The sequence below is a fragment of the Polyangiaceae bacterium genome, assembly GCA_020633205.1.
Lineage (GTDB): Bacteria > Myxococcota_A > Polyangia > Polyangiales > Polyangiaceae > JAHBVY01.
On sequence record JACKEB010000010.1, the window covers coordinates 1,204,434 to 1,230,349 of the forward strand.

Genomic DNA, 25,916 nt, shown 5'->3' on the forward strand with positions numbered 1-25,916 from the left:
TGCGGGTTATGCACTTGTCCGTGCGGATTTCGCCGCACGAGAGTCGTGCTATTTTTCCCGATAATTCACGCTGACGCCGGCGCGGGTGAGCGTCGCATCTACACGTTGAACGTTAGTTTCCAGCCCTGGCGAATCCTGCTTGGCTTGGCCTTTGTTGGCTGAGTCGGACGCGATCTCTCGAGGCCGTATTGCAGCCCACCCAAGCATGAACTTCTTCAGCGTGATCGTCGGCGCGCTAGTCGGGTGACGCCCGTCAGGTGAGCATCACTGGTTGCTCGCAAGCCCCGAATCACGCAGCTCGTCCGAGCTGTACCAGCGCTGGTCCCGCACGCGGTATTCGAAGTACTCGTCGCCGCGCACGTGGTACCCCACGGCACAGTTCTCTCGATCGTAGTAGAGGCAGACCTTGGAAGTGGGGCACAGCTGACGCTCCGCGATGGTCTCGAGCTCCTCGTGGGTGGGACAGTAGCCGCTGGTGCGTTCGATCGCTGTGACCTCAGCGATGAAGCGAGCCGCGTAACGATCGTCGGCGCGGTTGCGCAGCGGCTTACGGAGGAAGATCACGAGTCCTGACGAGAACAGCCCGAGCACCAGGACGCCAACCAAACCGAACAGCACCCGCCCCGCCATCCGCACCTAGACAAGAGCTGCGCTCGAGGGTTCCTTGCGGGGCGCGTTTACACCCAACGAGCCGCGTGTAAACGTGCCGAACGAGGGAAATCCCAGCAAATCGTCGTGGGTTTGTCCCAGCAAGCCAAGCGTTTCGGCTGCTCGCGACACATCGCGTCAGAAGTGGTAACACTCCGCCGGCAGCCTGCTGCCCTGTTTCGGCCGCGAAGTGCTCTGTGCATGACCCGCGGCAGCCCGAGTCCGAGGAGATTTTCCACATGAGAAGTGCCAAAGATTTCTTCCAGCCGTTGGCCATCGGAGCTCCCCAGCCCCTGCGGGAGGTGCCGTTTCGCCCGTCGCGAATGATCCACTTCTTCGACCCAAGCAACCCGAAGATGGCCGCGAAGGTTCCGGACATCGCGCCCCAGGTCGACGTGCTGCTCGGCAACCTGGAGGACGCCGTCTCCGCGGATCGCAAGGAGGCCGCTCGCGAAGGTCTGATCGAGATCGCGAAGAAGACCGACTTCGGTGACACCCAGCTGTGGACACGCATCAACAGCTTGGACAGCCCTTGGTGTCTTGATGACCTGCTGCGCTTGGTTGGGGAAATCGGCGACAAGCTGGACGTGATCATGGTGCCCAAGGTCCAGGGCCCCTGGGACATCTACTACGTCGATCAGCTCCTCGCGCAGCTCGAGGCCAAACACGGCCTGAAGGAGCCGCTGCTCATCCACGCGATCCTCGAGACGGCGACGGGCGTGAACCACGTCGAGGAAATCGCTGCCGCCAGCCCGCGCATGCAAGGCCTCAGCCTCGGTCCCGCGGACCTCGCCGCTTCTCGCCGCATGAAGACCACCCGCGTCGGCGGTGGGCACCCCGGGTACCTTGTCCGCGCGGATCCAAACGCCGAGAATCCTGACGCACCTCGCGCGACGGCCCAGCAAGACCTGTGGCACTACACGATGGCGCGCATGGTCGACGCGTGCGCGGCCAACGGCATCCTCCCCTACTACGGCCCATTCGGCGACATCGCTGACGTGGTCGCCTGCGAAGACCAGTTCCGCAACGCGTTCCTCATGGGCTGTGTTGGCGCCTGGTCGCTGCACCCGAAGCAGATCGCCATCGCGCGCAACGTCTTCAGCCCCCCGGCGGACGAGGTGCTCTGGGCACGCAAGGTGATCGACGCCATGGGCGACGGCACCGGCGCAGTGATGATCGACGGCAAGATGCAAGACGACGCCACCGTGAAGCAGTGCAAGGTGATGGTCGAGCTAGCCAAGCTCATCGCCACCCGCGATCCGGAGATGAAGGCCGCCTACGGCTTCTAGTCCAACTGCAGATCGCTACTCAGAGCCTCGGCGTGGACTTCCGCGTCGGGGCTCTTCTGCATCGAGCTGCAGTGGCTTGTCTGCGTAAAACCGCACGGAAACAGCACAGTCAGCAGCGTCGTCCACACTCAGCACCAGCGACTCCCCAGCGTCGTCTTCGGACATCGCCTCGACGGGTGCTGCAGTCCCAGCACACACGAAGAAGCCTTCGACAATCACCCTTCCAGCGACGCGGTACGCGTAGTAGCGCCGCTTGTAGCCGCCAATTTTGGGGGTGAGGCGCGCCAGGTGCCGCTGCGTCATCCGCTCCCCCAACCGCAGCTCAAACGCCTGGACCGCAGCGCGAGGCACCTCGACGAAGTCTTTGCAGAGCGCATCCGGGTCGAGATCGCAATACGCTCGCATCTGATCTGGGGGCAACAGCTCGACCTGGTTGGGGAGCTCCGGCGCGGTTGCAGGCCGCGTACAACCCAAGACGAGCAGCAAGATCGGTGGCCAAACCTGCTTCACGCGCATCAGACACCCGAGGCTCGAGCGACTTTGGCTGAGGCTCGGCACAGCCGCCGCTTCGCCTCCGCAATGTCGCGGAAACTCTCGCTTCAGCGCAACTCGCGTCGCCACGGGAAGCTGACTTGCTTCCCTTCGGGGCGCGTGAGATCTTGGTCGCGGGGAGAGCGCGCTGACGCGCAGGGAGGCGACGCCTCACGCAGCCGGGATAGCCATGAGCTCTAGATCCGACGACCTAGCGACCGCGAACACCATCGCGAGCCTGCCGCTCTCCCAGCGCAAGAGCGAGTTCGACGATGTCGTCCCGGACATCCCCGGCTACACCATCCTCGAGGAACTAGGCCGCGGCGGCATGGGCGTCGTGTATCGCGCCAGACAGGATGCCTTGGGCCGAGAAGTCGCGCTGAAGATGGTCCTCGAGTCCCACGCTCAAGGCGAGAGCCGCGTACGATTCCTTGCGGAAGCTGAGGCCGTGGCGCGTTTCCATCACCCCAACATCGTACAGATTTACGAGATCGGCGAGGTGCAGGGGCGACCCTTCTTTTCGCTGGAGTACGTCGCTGGCGGCAACCTGGAGGAGCAACTCGCGGAGCGACCCACGGAGTGGAAAGAAGCCGCGGAGATGCTCGTCCTGCTGGCCAAGGCGGTTCACGCCGCTCACCAGAACGGCATCGTGCATCGCGATCTGAAGCCCGCGAATGTGTTGCTGGAGAAGAACAGGAACCCGAAGATCACCGACTTCGGAATCGCCCGCCGACTCGATGCGGACCGCCAAACCAAGACCGGCAACATCCTGGGTACGCCGAGCTACATGGCTCCCGAGCAGGCCCTGGGAAAGAACGACGAGATCGGCCCTGCTGCGGACATCTACTCCCTGGGCGCGATGCTCTACGACATGCTCACTGGGCGACCGCCCTTTGAGGCCGCCACGACGCTGGATACGCTGATGCAAGCGGTGACCCGCGATCCGATCCCGCCTCGCATGCTCCAGCCGTCGATCCCCCTAGACATCGACGTCATCTGCCTGAAGTGCCTAGAAAAGAAGCCAGAGCGGCGCTACGCGTCGGCCGAGGCGCTGGCGGACGATCTGCAGCGCCTGCTCCGCGGGGAACCAATCCACGCGCGGCCCATCGGTCGCCTGGAGCGTGCCCTGCGTTGGTCGAAGCGCAAGCCCGCCCTCGCAACACTGATGGCGGTCAGTGTGGTTGCGCTCGTCGCACTGATCACGACTGGAGGCTGGTTTACGCGCAAGCTGCAAGTCGAGCTCAAGGCCACCGAGGCAGCGCGAGCCGATGCCGCAGCCGCGCGAAACCAGCTTCAAATGCGGCTCGTGCGCACCAAGGCAGACAGCATAAACAGTGATCTGCTGCAGCTCTCGGGGGTCCCAAAGACGCTGGCGGCCGTGCTGTCGACACGCGACGGCTGGACGGAAACTCAGATCAACGACCTGCTGACCAAGAGCCTGAAGCAAGAAGCCCACATCTTCGGCATGGCGGTCGCGTTCGAGCCTGAGCAATTCGCCAAAGAGACCCCGGACTTTTGCGCCTACGTCTTTCGCGACGACGACCAGCTCAAGCTGAAGCAGCTGCTTCCGCCGGAGTACACGCCCATTTACCGCGAGTGGGACTGGTACAAGAACGCCAAGTCCGGCGGGAGCTGGAGCAAGCCGTACGTCGACGAGGGCGGCGGCAACATTCCGATGGTGACCTTCTCCGTCCCCATCGAGCGGACAGGCAAACGGATTGGCGTCGTGACCGCCGACCTGTCGCTGGACTACTTTCGCGCACTCAACGAATCGCTGAAAGAGTCGGACTTGGGCGGCACCTCCTACGCGATGGTTGTGACCTCCGACGGCACCATCGTGAGTCACCCCAAAGACAAGTGGCGTTTCCCCTCGGAATCGTCCACCAACGCTCGCCCCAAGGACGATGCAGTACTCGTCGCTTGGGAGCGTGCGCTGAGTGGTGAGGAAGGCCGGGCCCTCGGCAGCGACCTCACCAACGGCGAGCCGGCGGAGCTGCTCTTCGCGCCGGTACGCTCAGCCAACTGGTCCTGTGTCGCGGTCGTGCCGCAACAAGCGCCCATGCTGCAACCCGCTGCTGCAGAGCGCTAGGTGCCGCGCGCCGAGCGGTCGCGTTGCCGCGCGGGTCCCAGCCGCGGAGCAGCGGCGCTCCTCTCCCCCAAACGAAGATTGGGCTACGAACTGGCACGGCGCAGCTTGGCACATCCAACGCACCGGAGTTTCCAGCTGTTTTGAAGGCGATTCGACCTTGAGAAGCTGGAACGCTGCTTGCACGCTGAACACGTTGATGCGCTGCTTGAAGCCCCTGCCCTGGTTCGGCTTGCTGGTTCTGTTCGTGGGTTGCAACGGCCCCACCCCGACGACACCGGGCTCCACCGTTCTGCCTTTGAGCACCTCTGAGGCGGTTCCGCTGGACGCGACGGAGGTGATTGGCCCCGCCTACGCGGCAACCGGGATCATCGCTGGCGCGAACTCCCCGAGCGGCTACTTGCTCAGCTGGTGCCAGGACAACCAGCGCGTTGCCGCTCGCTACTCCCGCGACGGATCTCAGCTCGACGCTCCACCACAGCTGGTGTTCGAGACCTGCAGCTGGTCGCAGGTCGCGTTCGGAGACTCCGGCTACCTGATCGCTCAAGATGACGGCAGCGTACTTCAGGCGCGACCGATGAGCACCGATGGGAGCCTGGGCAATGCACAATCCGTCGCCTTCGACTTCAAGACGGAGTTTCAGCTAGTCTCAGGAACCGCTGGCTTCTTGCTCGGCTACACCACGTTGAGCGATCGCTTTGCGGTGCGGCGCCTCGCGAGCGACGGTTTGCCGCTCGATCGAACGCTCGTCGGCGACGATGACCGCGCCTGGCTGGCGAGCAATGGCAGCGACTATCTGGTGGCCTGGCGCTCGGGAGATCAACTCGTGGCAAAACGTTGCCCTGCGGATCAAGAGCTGGATCTAGCCGCCGCGACCGAGCTCGGCCCCTGGGTGGCGCCTATCCCGAAGCCGCAGATCGCCCTAGCGTTCATCGGCGACCGCCTGGTACTGAGCCGCGCCGGATATCGGGTCGAGCTGTTCGACTCCAGTCTCAGTCCGCTCGGCCCGATCGAGGAACTCACAGGAGTGATCCCGGCAGAGCACGCGGAGTACGATCCGTTCGGTGTCAATGACACGCGTGCAACCGTTCAAACGATCACCGCGCTTGGTGATCGCGCGCTCCTGGCCTGGGCTGACGCTGACTCCAGCTTGAAGGCCGTGATCTTCGATCCGGTACTGGGCAAGTCCGTGGGCGCTCCCATCACCGTGACCGAATCCAGGGGCTTCAGCTGGAGGGTCAACTGGACTGTCACGAGCGCTGACGAACAGAGTCTGATCGTGTGGGATGGCTGGTCCGGCGAGAAGGCTCGAGTGTGGACGACCGGCATTGATTCCTCGGGGCAACTTGACGAGGCGCAGCCGCTGCTCGAGGGTCCCAACCAGCAGTTCATTCAGGCAGCGGTGGCCACGAACCGAGGCGCACTCGCGACCTGGATGGAGTGGCGAGACGGCTCGTACCAGGCGTTCGCGCGTGGCGTATCTCCAGCGGGCGAGCCTCAAGGCGAGAGCCACGAGGTGTTCGCCAGCACCACCGGCAAGGAAGAGCCGTTCATGGCGTGGTCGGGCACCCAGGCTCTTGCCGTCTGGAGCAAAGCTGGTGTCGGAACGAGCTGGCTGCTGCTCGAGGCGAGTGGTCAGCCCGTGGGTGAGCTGTTCTCGTCCACTGGGCGCTTTGCCAAGGGCGTCGCGAGCACTGGAGCGAGCTTCGTCATCGCCGAGATGGATCCGCTCGACTTGAACCTGCGACTCGTCCTCTTGGGGCTGGATGGGCGCGTGGAGAAGCGGGTGCTGGCTGGGGCACATGCTTCAGCGAACTGCGGGCTTGGAGCGGACGACCAGTACCTCTTGGTGTGCCTGGAGTGGGACGAGCTGAATGTGCTGCGCTTCGATGACGACCTGGGGGTCGTGGGGTCGTCGGTCTCGAAGTTGCCCGATGAGCTTCGCTACACAACGGCGGATCGTGTCCGGCTCACACGGGGCGGCAGGGGCTACCTGCTGACGTTCAATATCTTCGACTTCACCTATGCGGCTCTGCTGAACTTGGACGGCACCTTGATCGGCGAACCCTTGGAGCTGGGGCAGCCTAGCTCAGTCAACGCCGCGTTCGATGGTTCCAGCTGGGTGCTCGCGCTCGGGAATCAGCTCGTGCGTCTCGATGGGAGCGACGAGCCCGAGCTGTTCGCCGTCGAGGACGCCGCGGGCGACACACCGGTGCTACTGACTCCGACCTGCAGCGGGAACGCACAGCTCTTCTATCAAACGGGAGACGACGTGAGCCGCGTCGTGACCAGTCGACTCAGCACTGGCGAGGCCCACGGCAGCTGCACGTCGGACGAGTACGCCCTCGGCGGCGGGGGCTGCAGCGTGCTCCCTCCTGGGAGCTCCGGGCGGGGCGTAGCCTGGCTCGCCCTGGGGGCGCTGGCCATCGCTCTCGGCAGGCGCAAGCGCCGCGCCTCCGCGCGGCGCCCCGCGCCCGCGGCTTACTGAGGCGGCGCGTGAGGATTCGCTGGTGCGTGGGGATTTGGGCGGGCGTGTGGGTTTCCGCGAGGATTCGGCCCATCGGGCGCCGGGTCGTCGGCGTGGGGGCCTCGCGTTCCCGGAGGCATCCGACCGTCGGGCGGCGGTCCGCCTGGGCGCCCCACCCAGTGTCCGGCCTTGTCGTCCACCGGCGACTGCATGCGGCGTAGGATCTCCTGGATCTTGCGCTTCACGTGGACGTCGTCGTTCTCGGCCTTCTCGTACTTCTTCTCCAGCGCCTCGAACTTCTTTTGATCGACTCCCAGATCGCGCATGACGTCCAGAGCCGCGGTGCGTGTCATCCAGTACGCTTCGCGGTCGACGGCGATGCTGTCCAGGGCCTTGAGCAAGCGGTCCACCTTGTACCAAGGCTTCACCTTCTCCAGCCAGGCCTGGCTCGTCTTGTCTCGCTCCGGAAAGTCCGCCTTTGCCGCGCGGAGATTACGGAAGCTGGTCCACGGCGGCGAGGTGCGGGTACGAGGCTTCTTCTCGAGCACCTTCAGCGTCAGCTCGTAGGCCTTCTTGCTGGGATTTTCAGGCTTTGGGAAGCCCGTCCAGGCGCTGATTACGCCTTGCCAGCAGCCCTCGTAGAGCTTCGGGTCGGTCTCCTTCTCGTTCAAGTACTTCTCAAAAACGGGGACAGCACGCTCATCTTCGCTGCCGTATAGGCGCCCGCAGAGGAAGCGACGCACGTTCATCGACTTGTCGTTCTCAACGTGCTCCAGCACCTTCTCGAACGTGCCCTCGACGCCCTTGCCGAACGGCGTCAGAAACCAGCTCATCGCCTCCTGGCGAACGTGCTCGGAGTCATGATCCGCGAGCTTGAGCAGCAGCTCCTTGATCTTCGCGTTGTCCCGATGTTGTGACCCAACGACTCGCACCAGGGAGATCAGCACCGCGGGCTCCTTCTCCTTTTCTGCGGCCTTCAGCACCAGCTCCTGCACTGCCGGCGTGCTGCCAAACACAGACTTCAGGAGCTGCGCGGCTTGCCAACGCACCGCGGGGCTCTCGTGGGTGATGAGCTTCTTGCCCACCGCAGCGTTCAGGCCCGCGATATCCTTGAGCGAGGTATTCCGACTGCGCGCCTTCTTGAGGTCACGATAGGCCTCGCAGCGCGGGTCGATTCCGCGTTCGTTCAGCTCACACTTGGAGAGGTCCAGCACAAACTGCTCATAGACATCCGCCGTGAGAGGCTTGGACTCATCAGCCAGCCAAGCCTGAACGCCGGTGAGCGCCACCGCGCTCGCGCTCGCGCTAGGTGCGGCGTCAGTCGACTTCGACTCGTTGCAGCCGAACGCAAGCAGGAACACTGCGATCGACGAACCGCTAGCGATGCTTCGAAGAAACCCGATGCGAGACATGCTGGGGTCGTAGCACCCTCTCCACCGCCGTTGAAGGGCCTACGCGGCTGAGCACCGCGCGGTCGGGATTCGCGTTTCTGCGGGTCAGCCCGCGATCTCGTGACCGCGGAAGCTGCTCACGATGCCGCTACCCTCGAGCCGCATGTGAACGAAGCGTGCCTCCCGGTCGTCGCACATCACCAAGCGCAGCTCCCCCGGGTGTTCTGCAGGCTTGAAGCCGCTCAAACCAGACTGCTCCGCTTGCGCCAGGGTCATCACCTTGGCGCCGGTCTCGTCCAGAGTCTCTTGGGTAAACAGCTCGTCGGCGTTGGCGCCCGGTGTGAGATAGACCTCGAAAAGGACCATGCCCCATCATGCATCAGAACACCGATTGGGCGGGCGCAAACCCGCAGCGCGCGGGTGTTTTGTGTCGCGCGCTCCCGGCAAACTGCAGTTGGCGCTGATGGCGGCGCGTGTGCGCGCTGGCGGACGGCTATTTCCGCTCGGATCCGATGGAGACTCCCACGCGGTTAGACCTAGCTGCGCTGTAGCGCCGCCTCAACGCTGTAGCGCTGCCTCAACGCTGTAGTCTCAACGCTATGCGGCCGCGTCGTCGCGGGGCGGGGCAAGCGAAGTCGTACTCGACCCGAAGCGGTTCTCCACTTCGACCTGCCACAGCGCCCCAACGAGCACGTTGAGCATCCGCTCTTCGGGCGTGAGGTGCTCCGCAACTTGCGGCAGTGCCTCACTTTTTTTGCCTCGCTCAGGCTGCATGCCCAGAGGAACGGTTCGCCTGCCAGATGTTTGAGCCACTTCTGGTGCACGGGTCAGCCTTCCGGCCCCACGGCCGGCACCACCCACTCCAGGTGCGCCTTTTGACGGGATTTTTGGGGGAGAGGCGCGCCACTGCGGCCTTGGACTATGATGTCGAGGAACCTTGAGCTCGAGAGGCTGTCCAGTGCCGACCATGGACCTGAAGACCGAAATCGAAATCGACGCGACCCCCGAGTGCGTCTGGAAGGTGCTCACCGACTTCAAGGAGTATCCCAACTGGAACCCGCTGATCACGAGCATCTGGGGGCCGTTGGTGGTCGGTTCCAAGCTCACGCTCGCCGTTGCACAGCCTGGTGGTCGCGAGATGACCTGGCACCCGACGGTGACGCGTATCGACGAGGGCGTGGAGCTGAGATGGCTCGGCCGCTTCCTCTTCCGTGGGCTCTTCGATGGCGAGCAGTTCTTCCGACTCGAGCCGCTCGACGGAGGCCGCACGCGACTGATCCACGGTGAGCACTTCAGCGGCCTCTTGACGGAGCGCTTCTCGCGTCGCATGCCCAACACAGCCCGTGGATTCGCGGCGATGAACCAAGCGCTGCGTCGCCGCGCGGAAAGACTGAACTAGCTCTGACGCCCAGTCACTGAGCCAGCTCGGCGCGGCGCACGCCGGGCAGCTCTGGGCATGCGAGCAAGCGCGGCTGATAGTGCGTCTTGCGCACGTTGCTCTTGCGCTTGTGGTAGCGACTCTGAGCGGTCATCTGGGTCTCGAGGGCGCTGGCGAGCTGCGTCGCGATACGCGAGTCCTGAATCACCCGGTTGGACTGCTCCCCCGGATCATTCTCCAGGTTGAAGAGCATCACCTGCTGACCGCTGCGTTCGAGCACCAGCTTCCAAGGCCAACACACCAGGCCATCCGCGTTGCGGATCCCTTGGATATTGACGAACACGCCCCGGCGCCCCGTGTCGTCACTCGAGATGACCGGATCCACCGCGGGCTGCATCAAGCTCGCCATGCTGCGGCCTTGGTGAGACGGGTGCGCCGGCACGTCCACCAAGTCGAGCAGCGTCGGCAGGATGTCCAAGTGGCTGGTCGGCTCGTCGATATCGCGCGGCTTCACGTGGCCGGGCCAGTGGAACAGGAGGGGGACCCGCGCCTCTTCGTCGTACAGTGTCTTGCCGTGGGTGACCCCGCCGTGCTGGTAGAACGCTTCGCCGTGGTCGCTCGTGATCACCCACAGCGTGTCCTCAAGCTGGCCGCTCTCCTCGAGCGCGCGCTCCAACACTCCGATTTGCTGGTCGACGTAGTGTAGAGCGTTGTCGTAGCGGTTCTTCACCCGCTCGAGGTCTTCTTCGCCGTAGTAGAGGTAGTTGAAGGTTCCCTGGGGATCCGACGGCTGGTACGGCTTCTTCGCCCCCTCTGGCAGCACGTACGGGAAGTGGGTCATCTGGAAGTTGACGTACAACGACCAGCGCTCGGCTTGATGTTCGCGAATGTAGTCGCTCACGCGCAGCGCGGTGGCGTGGTCGGGGACCACATGTTCGCTGCCGGTGTAGACGTGGGGGCCCTTGTAGTCTTTGGCGTGCCAGTAGCTGACGGGGGTATCCGTCGTCTGGAAGCGCAACATGCCCTGCCAGGTCTCGTCTTGGGAGCTGATGGTCACCGGTTGGTAGCCCAAGCGGTAGAATACATCGTGGTAGAGCATGCGCGGGTAATCGAGGCGCGCGTACATGTCGAGCGCCGACCCACGACGGGGAAACAGCGACGATAGCGCAGCGGGCTGCGCGTAGTTGGAGTGCGTCGCGGTTGTCCAAACCTTGCGGAAACGCGCGCTGCGGGCGGCGATGCGATCGAGGTTGGGCGTCGCACCCCGGGTGTATCCGTTGTAGCCCAAGTGGTCGATACCCACCGACTCGAGCATCAGGAACAGCACCTTTGGGCGCGCGGCGCCGTCGTCGCGAATGCGCTTGACGGCTTGCTCCCAGAGTCTACCGCTGGTCTGCGGTAGCCCCGGCTCGACATCCAGTTTCGCAGCCTGGGGATCTGCGGCTTTGGGCAGCGTCCAGCGCGGATCCAGCGAGCCGATCAAGGCAAGCTCCGGGGTGGTACGCCAGACCCCACGCATGCTGTCACCGACTCCAGCAAACAGCACGGCCGCCGCGAGACTGACGACGACGACGCCCTCCGGAAGCACCTGGCGGAAGGCCGAACCGGCGCCTTGCGCTGGACGGCGGAGGTAAAGCGCCAGGCTCACCCCCAAACCCAACGCGGCGATGAACAACGGATAGGTGTAGCGCGCGTAGCCTACGAACGCGGCATCCGCGAAGTGGCTCACGCTACCCATCACGAACTCGAGGCCACCGAGGGTGACGAACGAACCGCTCATCAAGCGCACGACGAGGCCCACGATGTGAGCAGCGACGAACACGGTGGCGATGCTGCTACTCAGGCTGATCGCCAGAATCCGCGTCGCCCGCCAGCGCAATCCGAGCACGCTCAGGGTCGCCAGCAGCAGCGCGAGCACCACGCTCATCCCCACCGTCAGCGCCGCGCCCAGGATCCGCAGCCGCCAAGTGAGAGGCCCCACCGCGCCGAGCTCTGGCACGCCAACCCACGGCACGAGGATCAAGTCCGCAAGCGCCAGCACGCAGCCAAGGGCGCAGCCCAGGCGGACATGGCGCAGGAGCCACGCGCGGACGCTCAAGACTGGGGGACGAGGGTCAGGCACGTTTTCAAACCGGCCACTCCAGAACGGGAGTGGAGCAGAAGTAAGGACGGCAGCTCGAGCCAGCCAAAAAAGGCCAGCTCGCTACCGCTCTGCGCTGGACGCAGAGCCTGGAATCAAAAGCTTAGGTGGAGGGGCCACCCAACAGAAAGTTCTCGGGTTACTTGAAACCGACGAGGGAGGGGAGACCTTTGTTGTGACATTGTTGCAGGAACGCCATCGCCCCGCCTCTGGTTCCTTCGCTCCAAACCTCCAGAAGCCGTGCGCCTGCGCGCTTTTGTGGAGCGGATCGCGTATGTTCCCCGCGCCCTGGCCGGACCCCGTTTTCCAGCAAGAGTGAAAGCCCCGGCGCTGCCTCAAGCTCGAAGGCTATCGCGTGTCCTTCGGCTGATCCCTCCCCCTCCACCCAAACGCGGTGCCTCGCCCTCGCCCCCGACCTTCGGCGCGTTGGCTGAATGTTTCCAGATGAAGATTGGCATCCTCCTCAACCCCAACTCCCGCAAGAACCGTCGCCAGAGCGAAGCGGCAGCCGAGCGTCTCCAAAACCTGAAGTCCCGCGTGGGCGATTTAGGTCACGTTGTCGAGACGCAGTCGACCGATGAGCTGCGAGTCGCGATCGAAGAGCTGGTCGCCGATGGGGTGGAGTACCTCGTGAGCGACGGAGGTGACGGCGCGCTGCACTGGGCGCTGAACGAAGTGCGACGCTTGCGCGGCGACGCCGGGCTGATCCCAATCGTGCCCACCTGCGGTGGGACCATCGACTTCGTCGCCCGCAAGGTGGGGGTGGAAGGCACCCAAGACGAGATCGTGGAGCGGCTGATCCAGCGCGCCGAGCGCAAGCAGGCGCCGAGGGTCATTCATCTGGATAGCCTGAGACTGTCCGGGACGGGCGAGCAAAACGCCGAGTTCGATCGCCTTGGATTCGCGCTGGCGGCCGGTGGTGTTGGCCAGCGCTTCTTCGATCACTACTACTCGTCTGCGGATCCCAGCCCCGCGACGATCGTCGCCATCGTGCTGCGCACCGTCGCGTCCTACGCGCTCGGGGCGCTTCGAGTGCCCCGCACGGAAACGCTCCAGGGCTACGCCGAACAGCTGTTCCGGCCGACTCTCGCGGAGGTCGATCTCGACGGCGAACGTTTGCGCACGACCGAACAAGGTGCGCTCCACGCGGGCGCATTCGACGTCTCGCTGGGCGGCGTGTTCCGAGTGTTTCCGTTGGCCGCGGAACCAGGCCAACTGCACTTCCAAGCGGGCGCCATCACGCCGCTCGAGATCATCGCGGCGCTGCCGGATCTAGTGCGCGGAGGCGCCATTCGGAGCGCCAACCTGCGGGAGATCGCCGGCACAGAAATGAACATTCGCGCACTCGGCGACGAGCTGCTCGCACCGATCATCGACGGCGAGCAGTTCACGGGTTTGCGTAGCCTGAGCGTCACACCGGGGCCCCAAGTGCCCATCGCCATCGTTTGAGAAGGCGGCAAATCACGCAAAACCAGCGCAGGAAGCCCAGTCGCGTTTGGGGCATACTCGCGACGCGATGGCTCCCTCGACCCCCGACTCTCGCGAGGTGGACTCACCACGGCTGTTAGACGAAGCCGCGCTTGGTGAGCTGCTCGAAGCGCTGCGTGGCGACGGCTACCAACTGCTCGGCCCGCGTCGCGTCGGCCAAGTGATCGACTACGCGCCGCTAGAGCGGGCCGATGAATTGCCACAGGGAATTGGAGCAGAGCAGAGTCCGGGTCGCTATCGTCTACTGGAGCACACAGGGTCCGATGCTCACGCGCGTTTTGCGTACGCCGCGCCAGCGAGCTCTTTCAAGCGTCACTTCTTTGCACCGAAGCTGGTTTTGCTACGCGCCAAGCGCAGCGAAGACAGCGAGAGCTTTCGCGTGCTCTCCGCGCAAACGGACGCGCCCCCGAAGCTCGCACTGATCGGCGCGCGCGCCTGCGATTTGCACGCAATCGTGATGCAAGATCACATCTTGGGCGGTGCCAGCGGTCGCGGCCCCGCAGACACGGACTACGTAGCCCGGCGGTCGGATGTGTTCGTCGTGGCGGTCAACTGTGGCCACCCGGCCAGCACTTGCTTCTGCACGTCGACCGGCACCGGCCCGCGGGCGAAGGAGTATTTCGATGTCGCGCTCAGCGAGCTCACGAACGTCACAGGGGTTCGCTATCTGGCGCGCGCGGGCAGCGACCGCGGCGCGGCGCTCCTCGAGAGGCTGACCACGACGCTCCCAGGCGCAGAGGAGCTGACGCAGGAAGCAGACCTGCTGCAACGCGCAGAGGCAAGCATCGAACGTGCACTGCCGCTTGAAGGTCTGGCCGCGGCGCTGCAGCAGAACCTCGAGAGTCCTATCTGGACGCAGATCGCCGAGCGCTGCCTGAGCTGCAGCAACTGCACCCTCGCCTGCCCGACCTGTTTCTGTTCCAGCGTCGAAGACTCGAGCAGCTTTGACGGACAAAGCGCCGAGCGCTCTCGGCGCTGGGACTCGTGCTTCACGGCAGACCACTCGTACGTGCACGGAGGCAGCGTCCGGTCGCAGACTAGCTCCCGCTACCGCCAGTGGCTCACTCACAAGCTCGCCACGTGGCGTGAACAGCTGGGGGCGGAGGCTTCGGTTCCCCACGAAAGCGCCGACGCCAGTGGGTGCGTGGGTTGTGGGCGGTGCATCACCTGGTGTCCGGCAGGTATCGACATCACCCGCGAGGCGAGGCGACTGAGGGACCCAGACGGGCAGTCCACGGAAGGCACACGAGGCTGAATGGAAAACCTGGAACGAGTTGTCAAAGCACACCCCTTCGCCGCAGACCTGCCCCAGGAGCACTTGTCGGTGCTGGCCTGCTGCGCGCGCAACGTAAGGCGGCCGACGGGTGAGTTCCTATTCAAAGAAGGCAATGAAGCCGGGCGTTTCTATTTGATCCGCAAGGGCAGAGTTGCCCTCGAGGTGCACGTCCCAGGTCGCGGCGCGATTCAAGTGGAGAGCGTAGGCGCGGGTGGCGTGTTGGGCTTCTCCTGGCTATTCCCCGAACACCGCTGGACCCTGGACGCACGCGCGATGGAGAGCGTCGTCGCCCTGGAGTTCGACGCGACCTGTTTGCTCCCAAAGATGGATCAGGACCCGGCACTCGGCTACGCGTTGATCAAGCCGCTCACGCGCGAGCTCTACAAGCGCCTGAGCCGCGTGCGGTTGAGTCGACTCGACGTGTACGGTGACGGGAAGGCAGGTGCACCGTGAGCCTCCCGAGACTTGTTTCCCCAGGGCAACTCAAATCGGACCCGTGGCAACCGACCGCAGTACGCATTTCGCGTGCTTGGCGAGAGCTCGCGGATGTGGTGACCTTGGAGCTCGAATCGCCTCCAGGGTTCGCCTTCGAGCCTGGCCAGTTCAACATGCTCTACGCGTTCGGCGTGGGGGAGATCCCGGTGTCCATCAGCTCGCACCCGGCGACCCCTGAACGGTTGCTCCACACGATTCGTGACGTCGGCGCGGTGAGCCATGCGCTCTGCGAGTTGCCAGCGGGGACTCAGCTGGGGCTGCGCGGACCGTTCGGCTCTGGATGGCCCATCAGCGAGCTCGAAGGACGGGACGTGGTGGTGATCTCTGGTGGCCTCGGGCTTGCGCCCCTGCGCCCCGCGCTGCTCGGACTGCTGAAGAACCGCGAGCGCTATGGGCGAGTGTGCTTGCTCGTCGGCGCTCGGAGTCCTGCGGATGTCTTGTTCCCCACGGATCTAGCGGAGTGGCAGGCGAGCGGTGCCCTTGAGGTGCTGCTCACGGTAGACCACGCCCCGAGCGGCTGGAGTGGCCTAGCGGGCGTCCAAAGCCAGGTCGGCGTCGTGACCCAGCTGCTACACGATCCGAGCTTCTTGGAAGGGTTCGACGCAGCCAAGACAGCGGTCCTGTCCTGTGGACCGGACGTGATGTTTCGCTTCGCGGGACGCGAGCTGGACCTCCTCGGCGTGGCCCGTAGCGCACAGTACGTGTCCCTGGAGCGCAGCATGAAGTGCGCCCTCGGCTTTTGCGGACACTGCCAGTACGGCTCGCTGCTCGTCTGCAAGCAAGGGCCAGTCGTGCCGGTCTCGCGCATCGAACGCTGGCAAGGAGTGCGTGAGGCGTGACTTCCCTCCCCCCCAAACCCGGAGTAGCTCCGAGCAGCGTGCGAGCCACGCGCACTCGACCACGACTCGCGGTCTGGAAGTTCGCATCCTGTGATGGCTGTCAGTTGTCGCTGCTCGACTGTGAAGACGAGCTCTTGGCGATCACCGAGCAGGTGGAGATCGCCTACTTTCTCGAGGCGAGCCGCAACACCTCGCCTGGGCCCTATGACGTATCGCTGGTCGAAGGCTCCATCACGACGCATGAGGACGAGCGGCGCATCCAGCACGTCCGCGAACAGTCGAAGTGGGTCGTGACGCTCGGCGCATGCGCGACCGCCGGCGGTATCCAGGCGCTGAGAAACGGGCGAGACCTTCAGGAGTTCGCCTCGTTGGTGTACGCCCACCCGGAGTACCTGGATAGCTTGGCGACGTCGACGCCCATCGCCGAACATATCCGCGTGGATTTCGAGCTACGGGGCTGCCCCATCGACAAGCAGCAGCTGCTCGAGGTGCTGAGCGCGCTGCTCATCGGCCGCAAGCCGAACATCGCTGCGCACAGCGTCTGCGTCGAGTGCAAGCTCGCGGGCAACGTCTGTGTCCTCGTGAGTAGCGGTGAGCCGTGCCTCGGTCCCATCACCCACGCCGGATGTGGCGCGTTGTGCCCAAGCTACGATCGAGCCTGCTACGGCTGCTTCGGCCCAGCTGAAGCAGCCAACCCGAGCGCGCTGAGCCGTCGGCTATTGGGCGAGGCACCGCCCACAGACCAGCGCGTTGATGTCCCCAGAGACGCACTGGTGAAAACGGCCCGGCTGAGGCGCCTGCTGCAAACCTTCAACACCCTGGCACCGGAGTTCCGGAAGGAGAGCCTACGTCATGGCTAGCCGCACGCTGGAAGTCGACTTTCTGACGCGGGTCGAAGGCGAAGGCGCGCTCCGCATCGAGCTAGACGGCGCGGAGCCCAAACGCATCGAGCTCCGCATCTTCGAACCGCCGCGCTTCTTCGAATCGCTGCTTCGGGGCCGCGACCAACACGAAGCTCCCGACATCACCTCGCGCATCTGCGGTATTTGCCCCGTCGCCTACATCACGAGCGCCTGTGCGGCGCTCGAACAAGCCCACGGGATCCAACTCCGCGCGGAACACGTCGCGCTCAGGCGCTTGCTCTACACCGGGGAGTGGATCGAGAGCCACGGCCTGCATGTATTCATGCTGCACCTCCCAGACTTTCTCGGGTTGCCCGATGCGATGACTCTGGCAAAGCAAGAGCCAACGCTGGTCAAAAACGCGCTGCGCATCAAGAAGGTCGGCAACAGCTTGGTGCGCGTGCTCGGAGGGCGCGAGATTCATCCGATCAACACTCGAGTCGGCGGCTTCTACAAGGCACCCGAGGCCGCCGCACTCGCTGAGCTGCTGAGCGAGCTTGCGTGGGCAGAACAGGCGACCCTCGAGGCTCTAGAGCGCCTGGCCGAGCTCGAGTTCCCGAGCCTCGAGCGCGACTACGAGCTCGTCGCCCTACACGCCCCGGATCGCTACGCGATCGAATCCGGGAGGATCCGTTCGAGCAGCGGCCTTGATATCGACGTGTCTGACTACACCCAGCACTTCCACGAGCTACAGCGGCCCCACTCGACGGCGCTGCACTCGTTGATGAGGCTCACCCCACAGAGCGAGCCACGGGAGTACCTGTGCGGGCCGCTGGCGCGCTTCGTCTTGAACCACTCCGAGCTTCCTGAAGATCTATTCGAGCTTGCCGGGCGCGCCGGGCTCGAGCCGACTTGCCGAAATCCGTTCAAGAGCATCCTGGCGCGCACGATCGAGATCGCCTTCGCCTGCCGGGAAGCCGCGCGCATCATCCGTGCCTACGAGCCCCCGAGTGAACCCAGCGTCCCGCTCCCTCCAGCAGCGGACGCAGTCGAGGGACATGGCGCCAGCGAGGCCCCACGCGGGCTGCTCTACCATCGTTACCGCGTGGATACAGACGGCCTGATCACGGAAGCGCAAATCGTGCCTCCTACCTCACAGAACCAGGGGAGCATCGAGCGCGACCTGTGGGACCTGGCGCCAGAACTTGGACGCCTGCCCCTGGAGGAAGCCACGCTGCTCGCCGAGCGGGCAATCCGCAATCATGACCCGTGTATTTCGTGCGCGACGCACTTCTTGAACCTGGAGATCCGGCGCGCATGAAGGTGACCATCGTGGGGCTCGGAAACGCAGCGCGCGGAGACGACGGCGTTGGCCCGCGGGTGATCGACGCGCTCACTTCCGCAGCGTTGCCGAAGGACACGTTCCTAGCTCGAGCAGCTGATGGTGCCGCGCTGCTCGAGCTACTCGAACCGAATCGAGCCTATGTGCTCGTCGACGCGGTCGCCGCCCCGGAGCAAGTGGGCGCGCTGCACTGCTTCGAGCCCCACGAGCTCAGGCCTGGCGCCGGCCCGCTGAGTCGTAGCAGCACATCCAGCCACGCACTGGGCGTCGCCGAGAGCCTCGGTATCGCCACGGCGCTCGAGCAAGTGAACCCGCAGCGCGTGCGGCTCCTGGGAATCGCCATCGACCCGCGGCAAGTGATGCTCGGGGCGGCTCTCAGCCCTGAGCTCGAGCGCGTCATTCCCCATGCGGGCGCCGAGGCCCTGACCATTGCCGCGAGGTTACGCGATGCATGAGGCGAGCTTGTCCAAAGCGCTGCTGGAGGCCGTGCTGAAGAGCGCCGCCGAGGCCGGAGCGAAGCGCGTGCGTCACGTGCGCGGTTTCGTTGCCGAGACGGAGACATTGAACGCGGAGAGCCTGAAGCTCCACTTCGTGGCCCTGGCCCAAGGCACCGCCGCTGAAGCCGCGGCGCTTGACCTCAGCGTGACTCACGTGCGGGCCCGCTGCGAGCAATGCGCTACCGTGTACCTGCCCGAGGCTCACGTGTTGATGTGTCCGCGTTGCGACTCGACCAACGCAAGCCTACTCGACCAAGTCGGCGTCGGGGTGACCAGCATCGACATCGATGACGACAGCTCGGCGTCGGAGCCGACGCGGAGCCCAGGGTGATTTCATGAGCCCTGGGAGCGCGGCCACGGAGCACTGCGCTAGTCTGAGCGCGCAGCAGAACACGATCAGAGTCCGTCTGCTGCTCAAAGGTGCGGTGCAGGGCGTTGGGCTGAGGCCGGCGCTCGTGCGCGCCGCGCGGCGGCGGCAGCTCGCTGGCTGGGTGAAGAACCTGAGCGGCGCCGTCGAAGTCGAGCTCCAAGGCGCGCCGCAGCGCGTGAACGATTTCCTTGCCTCATTCCGCGAGGAATTACCCGTTGCGGTCCTGCTGGAGAGCGTGGAGCACGTGCGAATCGCCACGCAAACCGGTGAGATTGCGTTCGAGGTGCTCGAGAGCGAACAGCGCGGGGAGAGTACACCCCCGCTCACTCCCGACCGGGTGATCTGCGAGGCTTGCTGGCGCGAGCTGACGACGCCCGGCGATCGACGCCACGGCTATGCTCTGAATAGCTGCGCCGACTGCGGGCCCCGCTACGCCATGACGCGGTCGGCGCCATACGACCGCGCCCGGACCAGCCTGTGTGAATTCCCGCTCTGCGCCGATTGCCAAGCGGAGTACTCAAACGTCGACGACCGACGCTTTCACACCGAAGGCATCGCCTGCCCCAACTGCGGGCCACAGCTGCGCTGGCTCCCGGTAGCGAGTCGGGGCGCACCCAATGGCAATGAACAGTCACCGATCGCCGCTGCCGTCGAGGCACTGCGCGCTGGTCAAGTCGTCGCGCTGAAAGGCGTTAGTGGATATCAACTGTTGGTTGATGCGACGAATCACAGCGCCGTGGAGCGCCTCCGCGCGCGCAAACACCGTCCAACGAAGCCCTTCGCGCTGCTGTTTCGCGACCTAGAACAGCTGCAACGCTACGCAACCTTGAGCCGCACGGAAATAGACGCATTGACATCGCCCGATGGGCCAATCGTGCTGTGCACCGCGCGCACTCCCCAGGCAGACGTCGTGTCCCTCTCCCCCGCCGTCTGCGCCCTACCAAGCTCCGAAGGTAGCGCATGGGCGGGCGCCGTCCGACCCTGGCTCGGCGCGCTGCTCCCGACGAGCGGGATACACCGCTTGCTGGCGACGGAGTACGGCGCACCACTCGTGTGCACCAGCGCTAACCGGAGTGGTGAACCGTTGTGTAGCGATCTCGAGCAGCTAGAAGGCGCGCTGCCAGGCGTCTTCGACGGTGTGCTCGATCACTCGCGACGCATCGTGCGGCGCCTCGATGACTCCGTGGTGCATGTCAGTGGGAGCGGGAGCCTACGGGTCGTGCGCCGTGGCCGCGGCCTCGTCCCTCACCCGATCCAAATCCGCAGTCCTGAGACAGCGACTAGCGCGTCGATGCCAGTGGTGCTCGCCCTCGGCGGACAGCTCAAGACGGCGGTGTGTTGGCTTGGGGGGCAGTACGCGGAGCTGAGTGAGCACCTCGGAGACCTGCACAGCGCGGCGTCGCTCCGCGCTTACGAAGCGGTGGTCGAAGAGCTACTCGAGCGGCGCGGAGTGCCTGACGTGATCGCGTGTGATGCACACCCAGACTACGCTTCGTCTCGCGTCGCCGAAGCGCTGGCCGCCCGGCTTTCGCGCCCTTTGCTCGCCGTCCCTCACCACCGCGCTCACATCGCCGCAGTGACCGCCGAGCACGTTGCGCACGGCCGCTGCCTGGCGTTTGCGTGGGATGGCCTCGGTCTCGGCGAAGACGGAACCCTTTGGGGCGGCGAAGTGTTCCTTTTCCGTGGAGCTAAAGGCCCGAGCGCCGCTCGGCGCGTAGCCTCCCTGCGTCCGTTCAGCTTGCTCGGGGGAGAACAGGCGCTGCGCGAGCCGCGGCGCGTGGCGAAGGGTCTGCTACTCCAGGCGCAGTTGACTCACGCACCGCTGGACGCGGAGTTCCAAGCTGGTGAGCGACGGGTGCTCGAGCAGCTTTCCCAGTTGACCCCGAAGAACTGCAGCAGCGTGGGCAGGTTGTTCGACGCGGTCGCGAGCCTGCTCGGAGTGTGCCAGCGAAACACCTACGAGGCCCACGCCGCGAGCTGGCTCGAGCTGTGTGCGCGCAGCGCTTCGACGCCGCTACCCTTGAGACTCCATTGGTCGAAGCAGGCTGACTTTTGGACCCTGGATTGGGTCCCGCTGCTTCAGGACCTGTGCGCCGCTTTGGCAAACGGCGTCGACGTGAGTCGCCTGGCGCTCGGCTTTCACCACGCGCTCGCGGACGCCGTGTGTGAGATCTCCAAGAACTTCCGCACGGATACTATCGTGCTCAGCGGCGGGTGCTTTCAAAACTCACTCTTGCTCGAGCTGGTCAGCACGCGAGCGAAGACGCTAGGCATGAACTGCATCTGCTCGAGCGCGGTCCCTGCCGGGGATGGAGGCCTCGCGCTGGGTCAAGCCGTGTTGGCGCGTGCACTCGTCCGCAAGCAATCCCTGGAGCAAGACCCAATATGTGTTTAGCGATCCCAGGCTGTATCGTGGAGCTCGCGGCGGACCCGCTCGGGCAGGGCAAGGTGCGCTTCGGCGAGGTGCTGCGTCCGGTGTGCTTGGCGTGTGTCCCCGAAGCCCAGGTGGGTGACTACGTGATCGTCCACGCGGGCTTCGCGATCAGCGTGCTGGACGGCGCCGAGGCGGAGCGCACGCTGGCGCTCCTCGACGCCGCGCGCGATGCAGGTGCGGCGGGCGGTGAAGCATGAAGTACCTCGCAGAGTTTCGCGATCCTGAACGCGTTCGCCACTCGGTGGCGGAGCTCGCGCGCGTCACCACGCAGCAGTGGACGGTGATGGAGATCTGCGGGGGTCAGACCCACGCCATCGTTCGCTACGGGCTCGACCAGTTGTTACCCCAGGGCATCGAGCTGGTTCACGGCCCGGGCTGCCCCGTTTGCGTGACTCCGATTGAGGAGATTGATCAGGCTATCGCCGTTGCGTTGCTGCCAGGAGTGACCCTGTGCTCCTTTGGCGACATGCTGCGGGTGCCTGGGACCGACACCGATCTACTCCAGGCGCGCGCTCAGGGTGCCGACGTGCGCGTGGTGTATTCGCCCCTCGACGCCGTGGAGCTCGCGCTTGCAGAGCCCGAGCGGGACGTCGTGTTCTTCGCCGTGGGGTTCGAGACCACCACACCAGCCAGTGCGGCGGCCGCTCTGCGCGCGAAGCAGCTCGGCATCGCGAACTTCAGCCTGCTCTCAAGCCACGTGCGGGTGCCGCCAGCGATGTCAGCGATCCTCAGCTCGGACGAGTGCCGCGTGGACGGCTTCTTGGCGGCAGGGCACGTGTGCAGCGTGATGGGTAGCGCCGAGTACGAACCTCTGTGTGACCGCTACCAGGTGCCCATCGTGATCACGGGCTTCGAGCCGCTCGACATCCTCCAGGGTCTGCTCGCCTGCGTGAAGCAACTCGAAGCACGCGCGGCCACGGGCGCGGCTGTTCACGTAGAGAACCAATACACGCGCGCGGTGCGGGAGTCAGGAAACGTCCACGCGCAGGCCTTGGTGAACGAGGTGTTTGAGCGAGCACCCCGCAACTGGCGTGGCCTCGGAAGCATTGAACAGAGCGGCTTCGAGCTGCGTGAAGGCTACGCTCAACTCGACGCTCGGCGACGCCTCCAACTCGAGATGCCATCGCTGGATCCGCAGGGCAAAGCAGCAGCCAGCCCGTGCATCGCTGGAAGGGTCTTGCGAGGGCTGGAAAAGCCAGCTGATTGTCCGTGTTTTGCCCGTGAGTGCACCCCGGAGACGCCGCTCGGCGCGCCCATGGTCTCGAGCGAAGGGGCGTGCGCGGCGTACTTCCAACATCGCGGGCGATCCAGTCAGGAAGCTGCGCGATGAGCGGGGTGAAGCCCTCGCCGCTTGTGTGTGGCGTACCTCACGGCAGCGACACCATCCAGCTCGCGCATGGTGGCGGCGGTCGGCGCATGAGTCAGTTGATCGAGCAGCTGATCCGGCCAGCGTTCGACCGGAGCGTGGAAGCGGCGCCGTGGGTCAGGGACACCCGGCACGACAGCGCGGCCCTGGACCTCGCGAGCGGTCGCCTCGCGCTGACCAGCGACAGCTACGTCGTCAACCCGCTGTTCTTTCCTGGCGGAGACATTGGGCGCCTCGCGGTCTACGGAACCCTCAACGACCTCGCAATGGCCGGCGCGTGCCCCAAGGGCCTCACCCTGAGTCTGATCTTGGAAGAGGGGTTGCCCCTTCAAACTCTACGCCGGGTGCTCGAGTCCGCAGGCCGGGCGGCGCTGGATGCTGGCGTGCCCATCATCAGCGGTGACACCAAGGTGGTGGAGCGAGGCAAGGCGGACGGACTCTTCATCAACACCAGTGGCGTTGGTGAGCGAAGCAGTCAGTGGATTCATCCGAGCGCCATCCAACCCGGCGACGCTGTGATGCTGCTGGGCGATGTCGGGCGTCACGGCATCGCCATCCTGTGTGCCCGCCAGGAGCTACACCTCGAGAGCGAGGTCGAGAGTGACTGTCGCAATCTCTGGCCTGCCATCGAGGCGCTGTTGTCCGCGGGAGTCGAGCTCCACTGCTTGAGAGACTGCACCCGCGGAGGCCTCGCCAGCGCATGCCTCGAGCTGGCAGCGCAGAGCAGCTCGAGCTTTTGCCTCGAGGAATCAAACATCCCCGTGCAGCCTGCGGTGCAGAACGCGGCAGAACTACTCGGCTTCGACCCGCTCTACATCGCGAGCGAAGGAGCCTGCGTGGTGATCCTGCCAGCGGACGCGACGGACGCCGCAAAGGGTCTACTCGGCGACGCCCTCACCCACATCGGCTCAGTGACTACGGGCGGGACCGAACGACCGGGAGAAGTCAGCGTGAGGAGCCCTTTCGGCTCTTCTAGGCTGCTGACGCTGCTGTCGGGAGAGCAGCTCCCACGCATCTGTTGAACCGTTGGCTTTTCCGCTAGTCTTTCTGCCGTGACCGCGGAATCCGCAGCCACCGACGGCCGAGTGATCCCTTCGGAGCTCGTCCCCGGTGTCAGCTACCTGCTCGAGCGCCAACTCGGCGAAGGCGGGATGGCGGTGGCTTACCTGGCGCGGCGCCAGTCCCCTTCAGGCTCGACGCCGGTAGTGCTCAAGGTGACCCGGCCAGAGACCATGCTGCGCGAAGGGCAGATGGCCCTCATGGCTTTCCGTAAGGAAGCGGTTGCGCTCGGGCGTCTCAATGAGCAGGTGCCACCGAACCCCTGCGTGGTGCGCCTGGTGGACACTGGGGAGCTCGTGCAGCAGATAGGCAAGCAACGCATCGAGGTGCCGTGGCTGGCCCTCGAGTACGTCCACGGCGGCGCCGAGGGCACCACGCTCTTCCAACGCATGAACTTCAGCCTCTCGGAGACCAACGCAGCCTTCGATGCCGGGCGCGCCGCGCGAGCCATTCAGTGTATCGCGAGCGGGCTCTCGGCGATTCACGAAGTCGGCGTCGTGCACCGTGACCTCAGCCCGAGCAACGTGCTCTGCTGCGGCTTCGGTGAGGCAGAGCTGTTCAAGATCGCCGACTTCGGCATCGCCCGCGCCGAGGGCGTGACGGCGACCTTCGGTGACATCGCGTTTGGTACTCCCGGCTACTCCGCTCCGGAGCAGACCTTCGAGGATCCGCTTGGCATCGGGCCCTGGAGCGACGTGTTCAGCTTGGGCTCCATCGCCTTCTACATCCTCACCGGTGAAGACTACTTCCCCGTGAAGAGCGCGACGGACTGCTTGCTCCTGGCGCGGGGTACGGACACTCGCAAGAAGCTGCAGGATTGCCCCGGCCTCTGCGAGGAGCTGAAGAGCGACCCCAAGACCTGCCAGGCCATTGATGAGTTGATCCGCGAGGCAACGCAGGTGCGCGGCAACCTGCGCCCCCAACGCGCAGCGGCGTTCGCGACGATGCTCGTGCCCTGGCTCAGCGCACGTGCTCTCAGCTCACGCAGCCACGTCAAGCGCGTGGAGAGCGTGATGAGCTTGCGCAGCCGTCTCTCTCCGCGTCACTGGGCGTGGTCGATGCGCCACCCCACGGGGGACAACCGCGTGATCCGCAGCGCAGCTTGGGCCGGCGACGGGCAGTGCCTCGTCTCCACCTCCGCAGGCCTTGAGTTCTGGAACGGCGAAGCGTGGGTGGGCGCCCCGGGTACGCTGGAAGTCAGCGCTCCCAATGCGCGCTTGGTGCATCGCTTGGGCCCTGGTGAGTGGCTGCTCGCCGACGATCACTCGCGGCTCGCCGTGTACTCGTCCCTCGAGCGTCCGCGTCCCATCGCCTCCCCCCGTGTCCCGTGTGAGCCCATTGCCGGCAGCGGTGATCCCGATGACTTGTTCGTGCTCGTCGGCTTGACGCAAGAAGGTCCAGTGCTCCAGGCCTGCTCCGCCGGCCGCTGGCTGAAGCCGATTCAGGTGCCGGCGCGCTATGTCGCTTCTTGCTCCCGCGTGAGCGATGAGGAGTGGCTGGTCGCGGGTCGCTCCCACGCGGGCTCGCCTTATTTGGGAGTGTTTCGTCCCCTGCTCTGGGAACTCGAGAACATCGACACACCCCCGGGCCGTGCCCTGGTTTGCCTGACCGGCTCCCAAGAGCGGAATATCGGCGTTGCCGCAGGGAGCACGGGCCTGATCATGACGCACCGACCGGGTCGCCGCGCGGAAGTGACGACGCTGCCCGGTGCGCCGGATATCTCGAGCGTCGCCCTCGACGTCCTGGGTCGCGAGTGGGCGGCTTCCCTCGGGCGACTCTGGGTGCGCGATCTGGCGGACTCGGCGACGGGGGATCAGGATCCGTTCGAAGTCGGTTGGGAAGACGCGAACCTAGGGTCGCCATTCGTGAGCCTCTACGCTGACGCCGGCATGTTGATGGCGCTGACCGTCGACGGCGCCATCGTGGAAGGGCGCTCCTTCAGCACGGCGGTGACCAAACGTTCTTCTGGCTGAGCGTT

General features: G+C 65.2%; 23 protein-coding genes. 17 read left to right on the forward strand and 6 right to left on the reverse strand.

Going from position 1 to position 25,916, the window contains the following annotated elements:
• Positions 1-264: 264 nt before the first annotated feature.
• Positions 265-630 (reverse strand): hypothetical protein, encoded by a 366-nt coding sequence (locus tag H6718_05055; GenBank protein ID MCB9584740.1) that lies wholly within the window; start codon positions 628-630, stop codon positions 265-267.
• Between the two features lie 257 nt (positions 631-887).
• Here H6718_05055 and H6718_05060 point away from each other — a divergent pair, with 257 nt between their 5' ends.
• A complete protein-coding gene (locus H6718_05060) occupies positions 888-1,937 on the forward strand; it encodes a CoA ester lyase (protein ID MCB9584741.1) in 1,050 nt (349 codons plus the stop codon).
• Between the two features lie 15 nt (positions 1,938-1,952).
• On the opposite strand, the gene H6718_05065 is transcribed toward H6718_05060, so the two are convergent.
• Complete coding sequence (locus H6718_05065) at positions 1,953-2,453, reverse strand: hypothetical protein (GenBank protein MCB9584742.1); 501 nt, start codon at positions 2,451-2,453, stop codon at positions 1,953-1,955.
• A gap of 205 nt (positions 2,454-2,658) precedes the next feature.
• On the opposite strand from H6718_05065, the gene H6718_05070 reads away from it, so the two are divergent.
• Entirely contained in the window at positions 2,659-4,557 is a 1,899-nt protein-coding gene (locus H6718_05070; GenBank protein MCB9584743.1) for a protein kinase, read from the forward strand.
• Positions 4,558-4,714: 157 nt separating this feature from the next.
• On the forward strand, positions 4,715-7,042 hold the full coding sequence (locus H6718_05075) for a hypothetical protein (protein MCB9584744.1): 2,328 nt from the start codon (positions 4,715-4,717) through the stop codon (positions 7,040-7,042).
• Here H6718_05075 and H6718_05080 read toward each other — a convergent pair.
• From H6718_05080 to H6718_05090, 3 genes are all read right to left on the reverse strand, one after another.
• The gene (locus H6718_05080) at positions 7,036-8,433 is read right to left on the reverse strand and encodes a HEAT repeat domain-containing protein (GenBank protein MCB9584745.1); all 1,398 of its coding nucleotides are present in this window, start codon (positions 8,431-8,433) and stop codon (positions 7,036-7,038) included. The two genes, H6718_05075 and H6718_05080, sit on opposite strands and share 7 nt — an antisense overlap.
• 84 nt (positions 8,434-8,517) lie before the next feature.
• Positions 8,518-8,778: a hypothetical protein gene (locus tag H6718_05085; protein ID MCB9584746.1), complete on the reverse strand. Its 261-nt coding sequence runs from the start codon at positions 8,776-8,778 to the stop codon at positions 8,518-8,520.
• Between the two features lie 231 nt (positions 8,779-9,009).
• Positions 9,010-9,186 carry a hypothetical protein gene (locus H6718_05090; GenBank protein MCB9584747.1) on the reverse strand — a complete coding sequence of 59 codons (177 nt, stop codon included), beginning with the start codon at positions 9,184-9,186 and terminating at the stop codon, positions 9,010-9,012.
• A 193-nt stretch (positions 9,187-9,379) separates the two neighbouring features.
• Here H6718_05090 and H6718_05095 point away from each other — a divergent pair, with 193 nt between their 5' ends.
• Complete coding sequence (locus H6718_05095) at positions 9,380-9,811, forward strand: SRPBCC domain-containing protein (GenBank protein MCB9584748.1); 432 nt, start codon at positions 9,380-9,382, stop codon at positions 9,809-9,811.
• A 13-nt stretch (positions 9,812-9,824) separates the two neighbouring features.
• Here the strand turns inward: H6718_05095 and H6718_05100 are convergent, their stop codons facing one another.
• Positions 9,825-11,912: a sulfatase gene (locus H6718_05100; protein ID MCB9584749.1), complete on the reverse strand. Its 2,088-nt coding sequence runs from the start codon at positions 11,910-11,912 to the stop codon at positions 9,825-9,827.
• A gap of 462 nt (positions 11,913-12,374) precedes the next feature.
• Between H6718_05100 and H6718_05105 the strand changes: the two genes are divergently transcribed.
• From H6718_05105 to H6718_05165, 13 genes are all read left to right on the forward strand, one after another.
• Positions 12,375-13,379, forward strand: coding sequence for a retinol dehydrogenase (locus H6718_05105; GenBank protein MCB9584750.1), 1,005 nt, complete (start codon positions 12,375-12,377; stop codon positions 13,377-13,379).
• A gap of 67 nt (positions 13,380-13,446) precedes the next feature.
• The gene (locus tag H6718_05110) at positions 13,447-14,673 is read left to right on the forward strand and encodes a 4Fe-4S dicluster domain-containing protein (GenBank protein ID MCB9584751.1); all 1,227 of its coding nucleotides are present in this window, start codon (positions 13,447-13,449) and stop codon (positions 14,671-14,673) included.
• Entirely contained in the window at positions 14,674-15,147 is a 474-nt protein-coding gene (locus tag H6718_05115) for a cyclic nucleotide-binding domain-containing protein (protein MCB9584752.1), read from the forward strand.
• The gene (locus H6718_05120; protein ID MCB9584753.1) at positions 15,144-16,028 is read left to right on the forward strand and encodes an FAD/NAD(P)-binding protein; all 885 of its coding nucleotides are present in this window, start codon (positions 15,144-15,146) and stop codon (positions 16,026-16,028) included. The genes H6718_05115 and H6718_05120 overlap by 4 nt, the downstream gene beginning before the upstream one ends.
• 38 nt (positions 16,029-16,066) lie before the next feature.
• Positions 16,067-16,888: an oxidoreductase gene (locus H6718_05125; protein ID MCB9584754.1), complete on the forward strand. Its 822-nt coding sequence runs from the start codon at positions 16,067-16,069 to the stop codon at positions 16,886-16,888.
• Positions 16,881-18,191, forward strand: a complete 1,311-nt coding sequence (locus H6718_05130) for a nickel-dependent hydrogenase large subunit (GenBank protein ID MCB9584755.1) — start codon at positions 16,881-16,883, stop codon at positions 18,189-18,191. Before H6718_05125 ends, H6718_05130 begins: the two co-directional genes overlap by 8 nt.
• Positions 18,188-18,667 (forward strand): hydrogenase maturation protease, encoded by a 480-nt coding sequence (locus H6718_05135; protein MCB9584756.1) that lies wholly within the window; start codon positions 18,188-18,190, stop codon positions 18,665-18,667. The genes H6718_05130 and H6718_05135 overlap by 4 nt, the downstream gene beginning before the upstream one ends.
• Entirely contained in the window at positions 18,660-19,040 is a 381-nt protein-coding gene (locus H6718_05140) for a hydrogenase maturation nickel metallochaperone HypA (protein MCB9584757.1), read from the forward strand. Before H6718_05135 ends, H6718_05140 begins: the two co-directional genes overlap by 8 nt.
• A gap of 4 nt (positions 19,041-19,044) precedes the next feature.
• Positions 19,045-21,474, forward strand: a complete 2,430-nt coding sequence (gene hypF, locus H6718_05145; protein MCB9584758.1) for a carbamoyltransferase HypF — start codon at positions 19,045-19,047, stop codon at positions 21,472-21,474.
• Positions 21,465-21,710 (forward strand): HypC/HybG/HupF family hydrogenase formation chaperone, encoded by a 246-nt coding sequence (locus H6718_05150; protein MCB9584759.1) that lies wholly within the window; start codon positions 21,465-21,467, stop codon positions 21,708-21,710. Before hypF ends, H6718_05150 begins: the two co-directional genes overlap by 10 nt.
• Entirely contained in the window at positions 21,707-22,843 is a 1,137-nt protein-coding gene (gene hypD, locus H6718_05155; protein MCB9584760.1) for a hydrogenase formation protein HypD, read from the forward strand. The genes H6718_05150 and hypD overlap by 4 nt, the downstream gene beginning before the upstream one ends.
• Complete coding sequence (hypE, locus tag H6718_05160) at positions 22,840-23,901, forward strand: hydrogenase expression/formation protein HypE (GenBank protein ID MCB9584761.1); 1,062 nt, start codon at positions 22,840-22,842, stop codon at positions 23,899-23,901. Before hypD ends, hypE begins: the two co-directional genes overlap by 4 nt.
• Before the next feature lie 30 nt (positions 23,902-23,931).
• The gene (locus H6718_05165; GenBank protein MCB9584762.1) at positions 23,932-25,911 is read left to right on the forward strand and encodes a serine/threonine protein kinase; all 1,980 of its coding nucleotides are present in this window, start codon (positions 23,932-23,934) and stop codon (positions 25,909-25,911) included.
• Positions 25,912-25,916 lie beyond the last annotated feature (5 nt).

Excerpts from the sequence above, each read along its gene's own strand:
- H6718_05150 (MCB9584759.1), top strand. The coding sequence starts at position 21,465 with ATGTGTTTAGCGATCCCAGGCTGTATCGTGGAGCTCGCGGCGGACCCG.
- H6718_05115 (MCB9584752.1), top strand. The coding sequence starts at position 14,674 with ATGGAAAACCTGGAACGAGTTGTCAAAGCACACCCCTTCGCCGCAGAC.
- H6718_05130 (MCB9584755.1), top strand. The coding sequence starts at position 16,881 with ATGGCTAGCCGCACGCTGGAAGTCGACTTTCTGACGCGGGTCGAAGGC.
- H6718_05110 (MCB9584751.1), top strand. The coding sequence starts at position 13,447 with ATGGCTCCCTCGACCCCCGACTCTCGCGAGGTGGACTCACCACGGCTG.
- H6718_05055 (MCB9584740.1), bottom strand. The coding sequence starts at position 630 with ATGGCGGGGCGGGTGCTGTTCGGTTTGGTTGGCGTCCTGGTGCTCGGG.
- H6718_05060 (MCB9584741.1), top strand. The coding sequence starts at position 888 with ATGAGAAGTGCCAAAGATTTCTTCCAGCCGTTGGCCATCGGAGCTCCC.
- H6718_05140 (MCB9584757.1), top strand. The coding sequence starts at position 18,660 with ATGCATGAGGCGAGCTTGTCCAAAGCGCTGCTGGAGGCCGTGCTGAAG.
- H6718_05105 (MCB9584750.1), top strand. The coding sequence starts at position 12,375 with ATGAAGATTGGCATCCTCCTCAACCCCAACTCCCGCAAGAACCGTCGC.
- hypD (MCB9584760.1), top strand. The coding sequence starts at position 21,707 with ATGAAGTACCTCGCAGAGTTTCGCGATCCTGAACGCGTTCGCCACTCG.
- H6718_05080 (MCB9584745.1), bottom strand. The coding sequence starts at position 8,433 with ATGTCTCGCATCGGGTTTCTTCGAAGCATCGCTAGCGGTTCGTCGATC.
- H6718_05085 (MCB9584746.1), bottom strand. The coding sequence starts at position 8,778 with ATGGTCCTTTTCGAGGTCTATCTCACACCGGGCGCCAACGCCGACGAG.
- H6718_05095 (MCB9584748.1), top strand. The coding sequence starts at position 9,380 with ATGGACCTGAAGACCGAAATCGAAATCGACGCGACCCCCGAGTGCGTC.
- hypE (MCB9584761.1), top strand. The coding sequence starts at position 22,840 with ATGAGCGGGGTGAAGCCCTCGCCGCTTGTGTGTGGCGTACCTCACGGC.
- H6718_05135 (MCB9584756.1), top strand. The coding sequence starts at position 18,188 with ATGAAGGTGACCATCGTGGGGCTCGGAAACGCAGCGCGCGGAGACGAC.
- H6718_05070 (MCB9584743.1), top strand. The coding sequence starts at position 2,659 with ATGAGCTCTAGATCCGACGACCTAGCGACCGCGAACACCATCGCGAGC.
- H6718_05065 (MCB9584742.1), bottom strand. The coding sequence starts at position 2,453 with ATGCGCGTGAAGCAGGTTTGGCCACCGATCTTGCTGCTCGTCTTGGGT.
- H6718_05090 (MCB9584747.1), bottom strand. The coding sequence starts at position 9,186 with ATGCAGCCTGAGCGAGGCAAAAAAAGTGAGGCACTGCCGCAAGTTGCG.
- hypF (MCB9584758.1), top strand. The coding sequence starts at position 19,045 with ATGAGCCCTGGGAGCGCGGCCACGGAGCACTGCGCTAGTCTGAGCGCG.